Consider the following 14,921-nt stretch of genomic DNA (forward strand, 5'->3'; position numbering starts at 1 on the left):
CGAGATGCTCACCGGCGGCGAGCTCGACGTCCTCACCGGCGACTACCTGGCCGAGCTGACCATGCTCATCCTCGGCCGCCAGCGCGCGAAGGACCCCACCCGCGGCTACGCCACCACCTTCCTGCGCCAGCTGGAGACCGGGCTCGGGGAGGCCCGGGCCCGCGGCGTGAAGGTGGTGGCCAACGCGGGCGGGCTCAACCCCGCGGGGCTCGCCGACGCCGTGCGGACGCTGGCCCAGCGGCTCGGGCTCGACGTGTCCGTGGCCCACGTGGAGGGCGACGACCTGCTGCCCCGCGCGGACGAGCTCGGACTCGGCGGCGCGCTCACCGCGAACGCCTACCTCGGTGCAGCGGGGATCGCGACGTGCCTGCGTGCGGGCGCGGACGTCGTGGTCACCGGGCGGGTCACCGACGCCTCGCTGGTGGTCGGACCCGGGATGGCCCACTTCGGCTGGGGGGCAGCGGGTTCGAGCACCGACGACCTGGACGCGCTGGCCGGTGCCGTGGTCGTCGGTCACGTGCTGGAGTGCGGCACCCAGGCCACCGGCGGCAACTACTCCTTCAGCGCGCGGCACGACGTGCGGCGCCCGGGCTTCCCCCTGGCGGAGCTGCACGCCGACGGCTCGGCCGTCATCACCAAGCACCCGGGCACCGGCGGGGCGGTCACGGTCGGCACGGTCACCGCGCAGCTGCTCTACGAGATCCAGGGCGCGCGCTACGCCGGCCCGGACGTCACCACCCGCTTCGACACGATCTCCCTCGCCCAGGACGGCCCGGACCGCGTGCGGATCTCCGGCACGGTCGGCGAGCCCCCCCCGCCCACGACCAAGGTGTGCGTCAACACCCTGGGCGGGTTCCGCAACGAGATGACGGTCGCGCTGACCGGGCTCGACGTCGAGGCCAAGGCAGAGCTGGTCACCGCCCAGCTCGAGGCGGCGCTGGACCCCCGGCCGCAGACCGTGGCGTGGACGCTGAGCCGGCTCGACACCCCGGACGCGGCGACCCAGGCCCAGGCCACGGCGCTGTTGCGGTGCGCGGTGAGCGACGAGGACCCGAAGGTCGTCGGACGGTCGTTCAGCGGTGCCGTCGTGGAGCTCGCGCTGGCGAGCATCGCCGGGTTCCACGTGCTGGCCCCGCCGGGCGACGGCACCCCGTACGGCAGGTACACCGCGGCGTACGTCGACAACGCCGTGCCGCAGCACCTGGCCACGGGCGTGCTGCACCAGCCGCCGGCGACCACCCGGCCGCTGCACCCCGTGCCCGACCCGGAGCTCCCGGAGGCGCTCACCGGTCCGACCCGGCGGGTGCCGCTGGGCACCGTGTTCGGCGCGCGCTCCGGCGACAAGGGCGGCGACGCGAACGTCGGGGTGTGGGCGGAGTCCGACGCCGGGTACGCCTGGCTCGCCCACGAGCTCACCCCGGACCGGCTGAGGGTGCTGCTCCCGGAGACCGCCGAGCTGGAGATCCACCGCACCCTGCTGCCGAACCTGCGGGCGGTGAACCTGGTGCTCGTGGGGCTGCTCGGCGAGGGCGTGGCCAGCGCACACCGTTTCGACCCCCAGGCCAAGGCCGTGGGGGAGTGGCTGCGCAGCCGCCTCGTCGACCTGCCCGTCACCCTGCTGGAGGAGACCCCGTGAGCACGGCTGAGCACTTCGAGACCCCCGAGCGCCGCGAGCTGCGCTCCACCGTGCGCCGGTTCGTCGAGCGCGAGGTGGTCCCGCACCTGTCGGACTGGGAGCGCGCCGGGGAGCTGCCCCGGAGCCTGCACGTCCGCGCCGCCGAGCTCGGACTGCTGGGCCTGGGGTTCGACGAGGAGGTGGGCGGCTCCGGCGGGGACCTGCTCGACACCGTGCTGCTCACCGAGGAGCTGATCCAGGCCGGGGGCTCCTCCGGGTTGGTCGCCGGGCTGCTCACCCACGGCATCGCCCTGCCGCACGTCGTCGCGGCCGGTGATCCGACGCTGCGGGACCGCTTCGTCCGCCCCACCCTCGCCGGAGAGCTGATCGGGTCGCTCGGCATCACCGAGCCCGACGGGGGTTCCGACGTCGCGGGCCTGCGCACCACCGCGGTGCGCGACGGGGACTCCTACGTCGTCAACGGGGCCAAGACCTACATCACCTCGGGCACGCGGGCGGACTTCGTCACCACTGCCGTGCGCACGGGTGGTCCGGGCCACGGTGGGATCAGCCTGCTCGTCGTCGAGGCGAGCACGCCCGGGTTCACCGTGACCCGCCGGCTGGAGAAGATGGGCTGGCACTGCAGCGACACCGCCGAGCTGTCCTTCGTCGACGCCCGCGTGCCGGTGGGCAACCTCGTGGGGGTCGAGGGCACCGGGTTCGTCCAGATCGCGCAGCAGTTCCAGTCCGAGCGCATCTCCCTGGCCGTGCAGGCCTACGCCACCGCGCAGCGCTGCCTCGACCTCACCCTGGACTGGGTGCGGCAGCGGGAGACCTTCGGTCGGCCGTTGATCGCCCGGCAGACCGTCCGGCACACCCTCGTGGAGATGCGCTCGCGGATCGAGCTGGCCCGGGCGTTCACCCGGGACCTGGCCGTCCGGGTGAACGAGGGCGCCGAGGACATCGGCGGGGTCTGCGTGGCCAAGAACACCGCCTGTGCAGCAGCGGACTTCGTCGTCGACAAGGCCGTGCAGCTGCACGGCGGGATGGGCTACATGCGGGAGGCAGAAGTGGAACGGCACTACCGGGACGCGCGGATCCTGTCCATCGGCGGCGGCGCCACCGAGGTCATGACCGACCTCGCGGCGAAGCGGTGGGGCTGGTGACCGCGCCCGCTCCCACCGTGGGCACACCCGTGCGCCACGACGAGGAGTTCCTCGCCAACCGGGAGGCCTCGCTGGTCGCGCTGGAGTCCGTGGCCGGCGAGCACGCCAAGGCGCTGGCCGGTGGCGGCGAGCGGTACACCACCCGCCACCACGCCCGCGGCAAGCTCCTGGCCCGCGAGCGCATCGAGCTGCTGCTCGACCCCGGTGCCCCGTTCCTCGAGCTGTCCACCCTGGCGGGCTGGGGCAGCGACTTCACCGTCGGCGCCAGCCTGGTCACCGGGATCGGCGTGATCGAGGGCGTCGAGTGCCTGGTGGTGGCCTCGGACCCCACGGTCAAGGGCGGTGCCAGCAATCCCTGGACGCTGCGCAAGACGTTTCGCGCCAACGACATCGCCCGCACCAACCGGCTGCCGGTGATCACCCTGCTGGAGTCCGGCGGGGCCGACCTGCCCACCCAGGCGGAGATCTTCATCCCCGGCGGTGGCCTGTTCCGAGACCTCACCCGGCTGTCGGCCGCGGGCATCCCCACCATCACCGCGGTGTTCGGCAACGCGACGGCCGGCGGTGCGTACGTGCCGGGCATGAGCGACCACGTGATCATGGTCTCCGGCGCCGCGAACGTGTTCCTGGCCGGCCCGCCGCTGGTGAAGATGGCCACCGGGGAGGACGCCGACGCCGAGACCCTGGGCGGGGCCGCCATGCACGGCGAGACCAGCGGGCTCGCCGACGCGGTCGCCGTCGACGAGCACGACGCCCTGCGGCTGGTCCGGCGCGCCGTCGCCCGGCTGCACTGGCGCAAGCACGGTCCGGACCCGGTGGCCGTGGTGGAGCCCCTGCTGGACGCCGAGGACCTGCTGGGCATCGTCCCGCGCGACCTCCGGGTGCCCTTCGACCCGCGCGAGGTCATCGGCCGGATCGTGGACGGCAGCGCCTTCGACGAGCACAAGCCGCGGTACGGCGCGAGCCTGGTCACCGGGTGGGCGCGGCTGCACGGCTACCCCGTCGGCATCATCGCCAACGCCCGGGGCGTGCTGTTCAGCGAGGAGGCGCAGAAGGCCGCGCAGTTCATCCAGCTCGCCAACGCCCGCGACACCCCGCTGCTGTTCCTGCAGAACACCACCGGCTACATGGTCGGCACCGCCTACGAGCGCGCCGGCATCATCAAGCACGGGGCGATGATGGTGAACGCGGTGGCGAACTCCCGGGTGCCGCACCTGACGGTGACCCTGGGCGCCTCCTACGGGGCGGGCAACTACGGCATGTGCGGACGGGCCTACGAGCCGCGCTTCCTGTTCACCTGGCCGGCCGCCAAGTCCGCGGTGATGGGGCCGGCCCAGCTCGCCGGGGTGCTGTCCATGGTCGCCCGGCAGGCCGCCGCGGCCAAGGGCGCGCCGTACGACGACGAGGCCGACGCCGGGCTGCGAGCCATGGTGGAGAACCAGATCGAGTCCCAGTCGCTGGCGCCGTTCCTCTCCGGGCGCCTGTACGACGACGGCGTGATCGACCCGCGCGACACCCGGACCGTGCTCGGGCTCTGCCTGTCCGCGATCCACTCCGCCCCGGTCCAGGGTGCGGAGCACTTCGGCGTCTTCCGGATGTGACGGTCATGATCGAGAGAATGCTGGTGGCCAACCGCGGGGAGATCGCCCGGCGGGTGCAGGCCGCGTGCCGGGCCCGCGGCATCTCCACCGCCGCCGTCTTCTCCGACCCGGACGCCGGGGCCCGCTTCGTCCTCGAGGCCGACGTCGCCGTGCGGCTGCCGGGCTCCTCACCGGCGGAGACCTACCTGCGGATCGACGCCGTGGTCGCCGCGGCCCTGGCCTGTGGCGCTGACGCGGTGCACCCGGGGTACGGGTTCCTCTCGGAGAACGCCGCGTTCGCCCGGGCCGTGCTGGCCGCCGGGCTGACCTGGGTCGGTCCCACGCCGGAGTCCATCGACGCGATGGGGTCCAAGGTCGCGGCCAAGGCGCTCGTGGCCGCAGCCGGGGTGCCCGTGCTGGCCGAGCTCGATCCCGCGTCGGTGACGGAGGCCGACCTGCCGATCCTGGTGAAGGCCTCCGCCGGTGGCGGTGGACGCGGCATGCGGGAGGTGCACGCCCTGGCCGAGCTCGAGGAGGCGGTGGCGGCGGCGCAGCGGGAGGCGGCCTCGGCCTTCGGTGACGGCACCGTGTTCTGCGAGCCGCTGCTGCGCGGTGCCCGGCACGTCGAGGTCCAGCTCATGGCCGACACCCACGGCACCGTGTGGACCCTGCACGAGCGGGACTGCTCCCTGCAGCGCCGCCACCAGAAGATCGTGGAGGAGAGCCCGAGCCCCGGGGTCGACGCCACCACCCGCACCCGCCTGCACGCCGCGGCCCGCGCGGCCGCCGGGGCCCTGGGCTACGTGGGGGCGGGCACGGTCGAGCTCCTGCTCGGCGACGACGGGCGGCTGGCCTTCCTGGAGGTGAACACCCGCCTGCAGGTGGAGCACCCCGTCACCGAGGCCGTGCACGGGATCGACCTGGTGGGCTGGCAGATCGCCGTGGCCGAGGGGGCCGTGCTCCCCGCGGAACCGCCGGCGGCCCACGGTCACGCGGTGGAGGTGCGGCTGTACGCCGAGGACCCCTCCCAGGACTGGCGGCCGGCCTCGGGCACCCTGCACCGGCTGCACGTGCCCGGGGTGGACACCGAGTTCGGGGTCCCGCCCGGCGCGCACGGCCTGCGCCTGGACAGCGGCGTCGTCGACGGCGACGAGGTCGGGGTGCACTACGACCCGATGCTGGCCAAGCTCATCGCCCACGGCCCCGACCGGGCCAGCGCGCTGCGGCGGCTGGTCACCGCCCTGCGCGGCGCCGAGATCCACGGGCTCACCACCAACCGCGGGCTGCTCGTCGGGCTGCTGACCCACCCCGCGTTCACCACCGGGGGCGTGGACACCGGGTGGCTGGACGCGCGTGACCCCGCGACGCTGGTGGCCGGCCCGGCGCGGGTGGACCTCGCGGTGCTCGCGGCCGCACTGGTCCTGGCCGAGCGGGGCGGGTCCCGGCGCGCCACCCCCACCGGCTGGCGCAACCTGCCCTCGGCCCCGGTCCGCACCACCTTCACCCACGGCGACGACGAGCACGTGGTCGACCACCTCCTGGTGCACGGGCGCCTGCAGAGCGCTGGAGATGTCGACCACGCCGGGGTGGAGCTCGTCAGCCTCACGCCCACCGGCGCCGTCCTCGCCGTCGACGGGGTGCGCCACGCGTTCCGGGTGGCCGTGCACGGTGCGCAGGTGGAGGTCGACTCCCCCCTGGGCGCGGTGAGCCTCCGCTGGCAGGATCCGCTGCCCGAGCCGCGCGCCGTCCTCGCCGCCGGCGCCATGGTCGCGCCCATGCCGGGGGCCGTCGTGCGGGTCAGCGTCACGCAGGGCCAGCTCGTGGCCGCGGGGGACGAGGTGCTGGTGCTCGAGGCCATGAAGATGGAGCACCGGGTGCTCGCCCCCACCGCCGGCACGGTCGCGTCCGTGGCCGTCGCCCAGGGAGACCAGGTCGCCGCGGGCACCGTGCTCGCCGTCGTCTCCGCCGATGTCCCAGAAGATGCAGCAGAACCAGCAGAGGAGCGGGCATGACCAGCTACACGGAGACCTCCGAGCGCCAGCAGCTGCGCGAGCAGGTGTTCAAGCTCGGCAGCACCTTCGGCGGGGAGTACATGCGGGCGTGCACCGCCGAGGGCCGCAAGACCACCGAGCTGTGGGATGCCGTGGCGCAGGCCGGGTACCTCGGCGTCGCCGTGGACGAGCAGTGGGGCGGCGGCGGCGGCGACATCGGCGACCTCGCTGCGGTCATGGAGGAGCTGTCCGCGGCCGGCTGCCCGCTGCTGCTCATGGTGGTCTCGCCCGCGATCTGCGGCACCGTCATCCAGCAGTTCGGCACCGCGGAGCAGAAGGACCGGTGGATGCCCGGCTTCGCCGACGGCAGCCTCACCATGGTCTTCGCCATCACCGAGCCCGACGCCGGCTCCAACTCCCACAACCTCGCCACGAACGTCCGGCACGACGAGGAGACCGGGGAGTGGGTCCTCAACGGGGGCAAGTACTACATCTCCGGGGTGGACGAGGCTAGCCACGTGCTCGTCGTCGCCCGGCACCGGCAGCCCGACGGGACCCTCGGGCTCCCCTCGGCGTTCATCGTGCCCACCGACGCGCCCGGGTTCACCAAGCAGGTCATCCCCATGGACATCGCGATGCCCGAGAAGCAGTTCACGCTGTTCCTCGACGACGTGCGGGTGCCGGCCGACGCCCTCGTGGGTGACGCGACCGCCGGTCTGGCCCAGCTGTTCGCCGGGCTGAACCCCGAACGCATCATGGGGGCGGCCAGCGCACTGGGCATGGCGCGCTACGCGCTGGACAAGGCCACCGAGTACGCCCGCACGCGCCAGGTGTGGTCCACCCCGATCGGGGCCCACCAGGGCATCGCGCACCCGCTGGCGCACTGCGCGATCCAGGTCGAGCTCGCCCGGTTGATGATGCAGAAGGCCGCCGCGCTCTACGTCGCGGGGGAGAAGGGGGCCGGCGAGGTCGCGAACATGGCCAAGTACGCCGCCGCCGAGGCCTCCATCGCCGCGGTGGACCAGGCCGTGCAGACCCACGGCGGCAACGGGCTGGCCTCGGAGTACGGCCTGGGTTCCCTCGTCGTCGCGTCGCGGCTGGCCCGGATCGCCCCGGTGAGCCGCGAGATGATCCTGAACTACGTGGCCCAGCACACCCTGAAGCTGCCCCGCTCGTACTGACCGCCCCGCAGACCCAGAGCGCACGGTGGTGTTCGGTCGAGGCCCTCGCGGCCGGCACGTCGAGGGGTTGCGCAAGGGCGACGTGCTGGCCCTGCACGGCCCGAGCTCGCTCGCCGTCCCCGTGGTGCTGCTCGCCGCCGCCCGCCTCGGCGTCACCGTCACCACGCTGAACGGGCTCTGCACCACCGGTGAGATGGCGGTGCAGCTCCGGGACCGGGAGACGCGGCGCGCGCCCGGGCCGCGCGGTCACCCCAGCGGCACGTCGTAGTAGTCCTCGCCGGCCACCCGCGTGAACCCCAGCGAGGTGTACAGCCCCAGCGGCCCCTCGTTGTCCACGGCGACCTCCAGGCCCACCCGGGTGGCTCCCTCGGCGAACAGCTGGGTGCTCACCCGCCGCAGCACGTCGCGGCCGATGCCCCTGCCCTGCCACGCCGGGTCCACCGCGAAGCCGTGGACGCCGCCGGTGCCACCCTCCAGGCTCAGGCGCACCGTGCCGACGGCGGCACCATCCACCGCGACGAGCAGGGTGCGCTCCTGCGCCTCGGCGAGCTGCTCGGTGAGGTCGCGGGGCGGGTCGCCGAAGGCGGCCTCCAGCAACCGGCCGACGGCTGCGGCGTCGTCCGGACCCGCCCGGCGCACGGAGGTCCGGGCGTCCTGGGGACCCGCGTCGGGCGGGGCGTCGAGCACCAGTGCGTGCTCGGAGTGCTCGGGGACCCCGCCTCTCGCGAGGGCGAACGACCGCCCCGGCTCGGAGCCCGCCGGCACCACCAGCAGGGCCCGGTGCAGTCCCCGCTCCCGCCCGAGCTCGGCGGCGGCGTCGAGCAGCGTCCTCCCCACGCCCCTGCGCCGGGCGGTCGGCTCGACCACCCCGGCCAGCTCCAGCGGAGCGGACCCGAACCGGTAGAGCCCGAGGAACCCCGTCAGCCGGCCGTCCTCCCACCACAGCAGGTCCTCCACCCGAGCGCCCGGACGCGACCGGAGCGTGGCCCACTCGAGCTTCAGCCGCCCCCCGTCCGCGGCGAGCGCGCTGCGCTCCAGCTCGGCGAGGGCTGTCAGGTCGGTGGCGGACAGACCGCGGGAGCGTTCCAGCACGTGTGCAGCAGACCACGGTCGTCCACCGGGTTCCGGTCCCGGCGGTCGTGCCGGGGCCCCGGCACGCCACCACCCGCCGACGACGCGACGGGGGACCGGGGTGGTGGTCCACGTCGAGCGCGCTGGACGACCTCGTGCCCTACGGCCTCGTCGGCGGCGTCCGAGCTTCCTGGTTCCGACCTGCGAGGACCAGCGCGCCGATGACGAGGCCGAGCGCGACCACCTCGCCGAGCAGGGTGACCGGAGCGAGACCGGTGCGGAACAGCTGCACCCCCAGTCCCACCAGCCCGAGCACGACGGCGGCTGCGGTGCCGGTCCGTCCCCAGCGGCGGTCGTCGGCGAGGCCGGCCAGCCCCACCAGGACCAGGGCACCCAGCACGGACCCCGCCACGACGACGACCGCGGGCGTCGTGGTCGCACCGCTGAGCTCGAGCGGTGCGTAGTCGCTGTACCGCCGTGGCATCGTGGCGCCCCCGCCGAGCAGGACGAGCGAAGATCCGACCCCGCCGTACCGCGGAGCCAGGGCCACGCTGAGCACCGCGACGACGAGCCCGCCCACGCCGAGGGTGAGCACCCGGCGGTCACCGCGACCGGGTCGGGACCCGGCACGCCGCCGGGCGACTGCGACGGCCAGCGCACCGAGACCCGCCAGGACCAGCGGGACCAGCAGCCACTCCTGAACCACCCGGGGCGCGGCGGGCACCACCTGCGGCGGCGGCGCGTACGCGAACCACCCGAAGTCCGCCTGCCCCGCGCCCAGCCCCGCCACCAGCAGCACCGCGACGAGGCCCTGCAGCACCCCGACCAGCGCCCCCGCCAGCACCCCTCGACCCATGCCGTTCAGTGTCGGGGCCGGGGACCACCCGTGGCAACGCCCGCCCGCACCCGCCCGTCGACCTGGGTGCCCAGCGTGAAGCCGAGGTGGCCGAGCACCGCCAGCGCGCCCCGGTTGCCCGCCGTTGTCTCGGCCACGACCCGCCGGACCCCCGCCTGCGCCGCCAGCTCCAGCACGACGGCCAGCGCCGCCCGCCCCACCCCGGCCCCCCGGACCGACCGGGTGAGCCACAACCCGGTGTCGGCGACGCCAGCCTCGTCGGTCCACCGCAGCCGGGCCCCGCCCACCGGTGCGCCGTCGACCAGCACCGCCCAGGTCGCCTCACCGCAGGGACCGTCGAGCCCGGCCCGGCGGTCGCGGTGGTAGGCCCGCAGCCACACCGAGCGCTCCGGGGTCCAGCCGTCGCCCAGCGGCGGGGTCACCTCGTCCGGCGCCGCACCCCTGGTGGCCGCCCCCACCAGCGCGGCCAGCACGAGCTCGTCCACGGCGACCAGCTGCACGTCCACCGCCAGGACGGTAGCGGCGGGCCCCGCGGCTCGGTGGCCCGCCGGCACGGTCCCGCGCGACGAGGTCGGTGGTGCCGCCCTCCACGAGGGGTCGTACCTCGTGGTTGCTCCTCGATGGACCGCAGGGGCGAGGATGGCGGCGTGCACGCACCCGGGACCGTCCTGCGCTGGACCGTCTCCATGGGCGGGGTGCTCGGCGGCGAGTGCGCCGTGCGGGTGGTGCGGGACGGCGTCGACGGTCTGGTGCTCCTGCTGGCCCGGGGCACCGTGGTGCGAGCGGCGTCGGTGCACCCCCCGCGACGTCGCGTCGGGGGCCGCGCCCGGCCCGTTCGTGGAGCGCGTGGCCGACCGGGACGCCCTCGTCTGGGAGCCTGCGGGCACCGGGCACGCCGTGTGGTGGTGGTTCGCGCCCGACGGGACGTTCACCGGGTGGTACGTCAACCTGGAGCGTCGGGTGCACGGGATCGCCTCGGTGGACGTGCACGACCACGAGCTGGACCTGGTGGTCGCCCCGGACCGCAGCTGGAAGTGGAAGGACGAGGGGTCCTTCGCCGCGAAGACCGGCCGCGCCGGGTTCTGGACCCAGGAGGAGGCGGTGGTGATCCGTGCCGAGGGTGAGCGCGTGGTGGCGCAGGTCGAGCGCGGGGAGCTCCCCTTCGACGGGACGTGGTGCGACTACCGGCCGCCCCCGGGCTGGACACCGCCGAGGGTGTAGCGGACGTCCTGGTGCAGCACCACCGTCCCGTCGGGCTCCCGGGCCGTCTGCAGCAGCTCGAGTGCGTCGGCGAGCAGCGCGGCGTGGTGCTCGGGGGGAACCGCCTCCCACATGCCGCGCTGGCCGTGCGACCACGAGAACTCGCGCCACTGCTCGGGCCCGGTGAGCACCGTCCGCAGCGCGAGGTGCACGGTGCGGACGTCGGTCAGCCCGGCCTCGGCGAACAGCGCCTCGACCCCCGCGTCCGAGGCGAACGGGCCGCGCCGGCCCGAGGTGCGGGCATCGAGCATCGCCGGCGGCAGGTGGGGGACGAAGAGCTCGTCGACCGTGGCCAGGAGGTGTCCCGTGGGACCGAACGTCGCGATCCCGAGCCGCCCGCCCGGCACCAAGACCTCGCGCCAGGCCCGCAGGGCGGTCGCCGGTCGCGGCAGGAAGAACAGCACCAGCGACGCCGCCACCACGTCGAACGAGGCCGGTGGCAGCGCCGGGGAGCGGGCGTCGGCCACCCGGAGCTCGACCTGCGGCAGGTGGGCGAGATCGGCCGTGGTGGCCGAGACCATCCGGGGCGCGAGGTCGATGCCCAGGACGCGGCCGTCCGGGCCCACGCCCTCGGCCAGCGGGACGGTGGCCGCGCCGCGTCCGCAACCGACGTCGAGGGCGTGCTCGCCGGGGGCAGGTGCGAGCTCGTGGACGAGACCCGCCGCGATGGGGGTGAACCAGTCCACGCCCACCGCGTCGTAGGTGTCCGCCACGCGGTCGAACAGTGCGGCGACGCGGTCGGTGGGCTCGGTCATGATCCACCGTGGCACGCGGGCCGACGGCTGTCGACGGCACCGCCCCGGTGGCCGCCGTGGTGGTGCGGTGGTGTGGTGGTGCGGTGGTGTGGTGGTGCGGTGGTGCGGGGGCTCAGTAGCCGACCGGCGGGGTGTACCCGGCCGACGGGGTGTACCCACCGATCCCCTTGGGGGACGGCCCGTGCTGGTTGTCGCCGTGGCTGTCCTGCACCCAGAACACGATCAGCACGATGATCCCGACCAGCGGGACGAGCGCGATCAGCTGCCACCACCCGGTCCGGCCGGTGTCGTGCAGCCGGCGAGCGCCGACGGCGAGGGTCGGCATCAGGATGGCCAGCGAGAACAGGTTCGTCAGCCACGACGTCCCGATGACCCCGCCGATGATCCCCAGCACGGCGCCGGCGGCCAGGGCGAACAGCTCGAAGAACCAGAGCTCGGAGCGTCGGGCACGGCCCGAGAACCCCGCGTACTGGCCGAACACGGACTTGACGGCGTCGCCGAACCCCATGGTGTGGAACCCCCTCGTGAGCGCCACCGCGGTGGTGGTGCGGGCCGAATCGTCCGGTACGGGACGCCGGTGCACCAGCACGCGACGGTCACGGTTGCGTCACGCCTGGCGGGTGTGGCCGTCCCCGGCCCGCACGACGCGTCGGTGGGTCTCCGTAGGATCATCGTCCGACCCCCGAGGACCAGAGTGAGGAACCCCGTGCTGCGCACCCACCCCGCCGGCTCGCTGCGAGCCGAGCACGCCGAGCAGACCGTCACGCTCACCGGCTGGGTGGCGCGGCGTCGTGATCACGGCGGGGTGGAGTTCATCGACCTGCGAGACGCCTCCGGCACGGTGCAGGTGGTCTTCCGCGAGGGCGCGGTCGCCGAGGCCGCGGGCGCGCTGCGCAACGAGTTCTGCGTGCAGATCACGGGCACCGTCGCCGTCCGGCCGGCGGGCAACGCGAACACCGAGATCGCGACCGGTGACGTCGAGGTGACGGCGACCGAGCTGGTGGTGCTCAACGAGAGCGCACCGCTGCCGTTCCCGCTGGACGACCACACCGGTGTCGGCGAGGAGGTCCGCCTCAAGCACCGCTACCTGGATCTGCGCCGCTCCGGGCCCGCCGCCGCGATCCGGCTGCGCAGCGAGGTCAGCCGCGCGGCCCGCACCGTGCTCGCGGGCCACGACTTCGTCGAGGTGGAGACGCCCACCCTCACCCGCTCCACCCCCGAGGGGGCGCGGGACTTCCTGGTGCCCGCACGGCTGCAGCCCGGCAGCTTCTACGCCCTTCCGCAGAGTCCGCAGCTGTTCAAGCAGCTGCTCATGGTGGGTGGGCTCGAGCGCTACTACCAGATCGCCCGCTGCTACCGGGACGAGGACTTCCGCGCCGACCGCCAGCCGGAGTTCACCCAGCTCGACGTCGAGATGAGCTTCGTCGACTCCGACGACGTCATCGCCCTCGCCGAGGAGGTGCTGGTCGCGCTGTGGCGTCTCGTGGGCCACGAGATCGCGCTGCCGATCCCGCGGATGACGTACGCCGAGGCCATGCGTCGCTTCGGCTCCGACAAGCCGGACCTGCGCTTCGGCATCGAGCTCGTCGAGTGCGCGGACTACTTCACCGACACCACCTTCCGGGTGTTCCAGGCGCCCTACGTGGGCGCGGTGGTCATGGCGGGGGGCGCCGCCCAGCCCCGCAAGCAGCTCGACGCGTGGCAGGAGTGGGCCAAGCAGCGCGGCGCCAAGGGCCTGGCCTACGTGCTCGTCGCCGAGGACGGCACCCTGGGCGGGCCCGTGGCCAAGAACCTCACCGACGCCGAGCGGGACGGGCTGGCCGCGCACGTCGGAGCGGCGGCCGGGGACTGCATCTTCTTCGCCGCCGGCGAGGTCAAGAGCTCGCGTGCGCTGCTCGGGGCCGCGCGGGGGGAGATCGCGAGGCGCCAGGAGCTCGTCGACCCCGATGCGTGGGCCTTCACCTGGGTCGTCGACGCTCCGCTGTTCGAGCCGGCCGGGGACGCCGTGGCCAGCGGGGACGTGGCCGTGGGCTCCGGAGCCTGGACCGCGGTGCACCACGCGTTCACCTCGCCGACGGCCGCGTCGATGGACACCTTCGACACGGACCCGGGCTCGGCCCTGAGCCACGCCTACGACATCGTCTGCAACGGCAACGAGATCGGTGGCGGCAGCATCCGCATCCACCAGCGCGCGGTGCAGGAGCGGGTCTTCGCCGTGATGGGCCTGGACCAGGCCTCGGCGCAGGAGAAGTTCGGCTTCCTGCTGGACGCCTTCGCCTTCGGCGCGCCCCCGCACGGCGGCATCGCGATGGGCTGGGACCGCATCTGTGCCCTGCTGAGCGGCACCGACTCCATCCGCGAGGTCATCGCCTTCCCCAAGTCCGGTGGCGGCATCGACCCGCTGACCGACGCCCCGGCGCCGATCACCCCGGAGCAGCGGAAGGAGTCGGGCATCGACGCCAGGCCGAAGCCCGGTCCCGAGAAGCCCGAGTAGCCGGTGCTGCACCTGCGGGTGATCTGCCCCCCGGAGCTGACCGAGCACGTCCTCGCCCTGCTGAAGGACGCCCGTGGTGCGACCCACCTGACGCTGCACCGCGGCGCGGCCCTGGTCCCGGCGGGGGACGTCGTGGAGGCCGACGTCGCCCGTGAGTGCACCAACTCCCTGCTCGACGCCCTGGGTGACCTCGGCGTCGAGCGGGAGGGCGGGGTGACCCTGGAGGCGATCGACACGACGCTGTCGGTGGCCGCCCGGCGTGCGCAGGAGGCGGCCCCGGGGGAGGCCGACGACGCGGTGATCTGGGAGGAGCTGGTCGCGCGGACGGGGGAGGAGTCCCGGCTGACCTGGACCTTCGCGGCGTTCCTGGTCCTGGCCGTCCTGATCGCTGCGGTCGGCGTGGTGACCGACTCGCCGGTGACCGTGGTGGGCGCGATGGCCGTGGGTCCGGAGTTCGGCCCGCTGGCCGCGATCGCGGTCAACCTCGTCCGGCGTCGACCCGAGCTGGTGGGCCGCGCCGCCGTGGCCGTGGGAGTGGGCTTCCCGCTCGCGATGGTCGCGACCCTGCTGGGTGCGCTCCTGGCGGAGGCCGCGGGCCTGGTGACCGCGCAGAGCCTGGAGGGCGCGGACAAGGTGGACTTCATCTACCAGGTGGGACCGTTCTCCTTCGTCGTCGCGCTGCTGGCCGGGACCGCCGGGATGCTGAGCCTCGTCTCGTCGAAGTCCGCAGCGCTGGTCGGGGTGTTCATCTCGGTGACCACCGTGCCCGCCGCGGGGTACGCCGTGGTCGCCGCCACCCTCGGCCGTTGGGACCGTGCCGGGGAGTCCGCGCTGCAGCTGCTGGTCAACCTGGTGGGGATCACGGTGGCCGCCACCGCTGTCCTGGCCGTGCTGCACCGGCACCGGGCCCGGGCGCGCGACCGCAGCCCGGCCGAGGTGGACTGAGTAGGTT

At 74.5% G+C, this 14,921-nt stretch carries 14 protein-coding genes; 9 read left to right on the top strand and 5 right to left on the bottom strand.

The genetic code is table 11. The annotated features are described in order from the left end of the window. Positions 1-4: 4 nt before the first annotated feature. From RHODO2019_RS06735 to RHODO2019_RS06760, 6 genes are all read left to right on the top strand, one after another. Complete coding sequence (locus RHODO2019_RS06735; protein WP_265384656.1) at positions 5-1,636, top strand: acyclic terpene utilization AtuA family protein; 1,632 nt, start codon at positions 5-7, stop codon at positions 1,634-1,636. Continuing rightward, positions 1,633-2,781 (top strand): acyl-CoA dehydrogenase family protein, encoded by a 1,149-nt coding sequence (locus RHODO2019_RS06740; RefSeq protein ID WP_265384211.1) that lies wholly within the window; start codon positions 1,633-1,635, stop codon positions 2,779-2,781. Before RHODO2019_RS06735 ends, RHODO2019_RS06740 begins: the two co-directional genes overlap by 4 nt. A gap of 71 nt (positions 2,782-2,852) precedes the next feature. Next, positions 2,853-4,382, top strand: coding sequence for an acyl-CoA carboxylase subunit beta (locus RHODO2019_RS06745; protein WP_265384657.1), 1,530 nt, complete (start codon positions 2,853-2,855; stop codon positions 4,380-4,382). 5 nt (positions 4,383-4,387) lie between these two features. Continuing rightward, a complete protein-coding gene (locus RHODO2019_RS06750) occupies positions 4,388-6,373 on the top strand; it encodes an ATP-binding protein (RefSeq protein ID WP_265384212.1) in 1,986 nt (661 codons plus the stop codon). Further along, positions 6,370-7,533, top strand: a complete 1,164-nt coding sequence (locus RHODO2019_RS06755; RefSeq protein WP_265384213.1) for an acyl-CoA dehydrogenase family protein — start codon at positions 6,370-6,372, stop codon at positions 7,531-7,533. Before RHODO2019_RS06750 ends, RHODO2019_RS06755 begins: the two co-directional genes overlap by 4 nt. A 25-nt stretch (positions 7,534-7,558) precedes the next feature. Next, the gene (locus RHODO2019_RS06760; RefSeq protein WP_265384214.1) at positions 7,559-7,801 is read left to right on the top strand and encodes an AMP-binding protein; all 243 of its coding nucleotides are present in this window, start codon (positions 7,559-7,561) and stop codon (positions 7,799-7,801) included. Here RHODO2019_RS06760 and RHODO2019_RS06765 read toward each other — a convergent pair. From RHODO2019_RS06765 to RHODO2019_RS06775, 3 genes are all read right to left on the bottom strand, one after another. Further along, the gene (locus RHODO2019_RS06765) at positions 7,780-8,625 is read right to left on the bottom strand and encodes a GNAT family N-acetyltransferase (protein WP_265384215.1); all 846 of its coding nucleotides are present in this window, start codon (positions 8,623-8,625) and stop codon (positions 7,780-7,782) included. The genes RHODO2019_RS06760 and RHODO2019_RS06765 overlap by 22 nt on opposite strands. Positions 8,626-8,764: 139 nt before the next feature. Then, a complete protein-coding gene (locus RHODO2019_RS06770; RefSeq protein ID WP_265384216.1) occupies positions 8,765-9,460 on the bottom strand; it encodes a hypothetical protein in 696 nt (231 codons plus the stop codon). Positions 9,461-9,465: 5 nt separating this feature from the next. Continuing rightward, positions 9,466-9,966 (bottom strand): GNAT family N-acetyltransferase, encoded by a 501-nt coding sequence (locus tag RHODO2019_RS06775; RefSeq protein ID WP_265384217.1) that lies wholly within the window; start codon positions 9,964-9,966, stop codon positions 9,466-9,468. Between the two features lie 340 nt (positions 9,967-10,306). Here RHODO2019_RS06775 and RHODO2019_RS06780 point away from each other — a divergent pair, with 340 nt between their 5' ends. Next, complete coding sequence (locus RHODO2019_RS06780; RefSeq protein ID WP_265384218.1) at positions 10,307-10,681, top strand: ribonuclease FAU-1 family protein; 375 nt, start codon at positions 10,307-10,309, stop codon at positions 10,679-10,681. Here RHODO2019_RS06780 and RHODO2019_RS06785 read toward each other — a convergent pair. Together RHODO2019_RS06785 and RHODO2019_RS06790 are read right to left on the bottom strand one after the other, a co-directional pair. Beyond that, positions 10,642-11,475 carry a class I SAM-dependent methyltransferase gene (locus RHODO2019_RS06785; RefSeq protein WP_265384219.1) on the bottom strand — a complete coding sequence of 278 codons (834 nt, stop codon included), beginning with the start codon at positions 11,473-11,475 and terminating at the stop codon, positions 10,642-10,644. The two genes, RHODO2019_RS06780 and RHODO2019_RS06785, sit on opposite strands and share 40 nt — an antisense overlap. 112 nt (positions 11,476-11,587) lie before the next feature. Beyond that, positions 11,588-12,010, bottom strand: coding sequence for a DUF805 domain-containing protein (locus RHODO2019_RS06790; protein ID WP_265384220.1), 423 nt, complete (start codon positions 12,008-12,010; stop codon positions 11,588-11,590). Positions 12,011-12,181: 171 nt separating this feature from the next. On the opposite strand from RHODO2019_RS06790, the gene aspS reads away from it, so the two are divergent. Both aspS and RHODO2019_RS06800 read left to right on the top strand, forming a co-directional pair. Further along, positions 12,182-13,969, top strand: a complete 1,788-nt coding sequence (gene aspS / locus RHODO2019_RS06795; RefSeq protein WP_265384658.1) for an aspartate--tRNA ligase — start codon at positions 12,182-12,184, stop codon at positions 13,967-13,969. A 3-nt stretch (positions 13,970-13,972) separates the two neighbouring features. Further along, positions 13,973-14,914, top strand: coding sequence for a DUF389 domain-containing protein (locus RHODO2019_RS06800; protein ID WP_265384221.1), 942 nt, complete (start codon positions 13,973-13,975; stop codon positions 14,912-14,914). Positions 14,915-14,921: the final 7 nt, after the last annotated feature.

The sequence above is a fragment of the Rhodococcus antarcticus genome, from assembly GCF_026153295.1.
GTDB lineage: Bacteria > Actinomycetota > Actinomycetes > Mycobacteriales > Mycobacteriaceae > Rhodococcus_D > Rhodococcus_D antarcticus.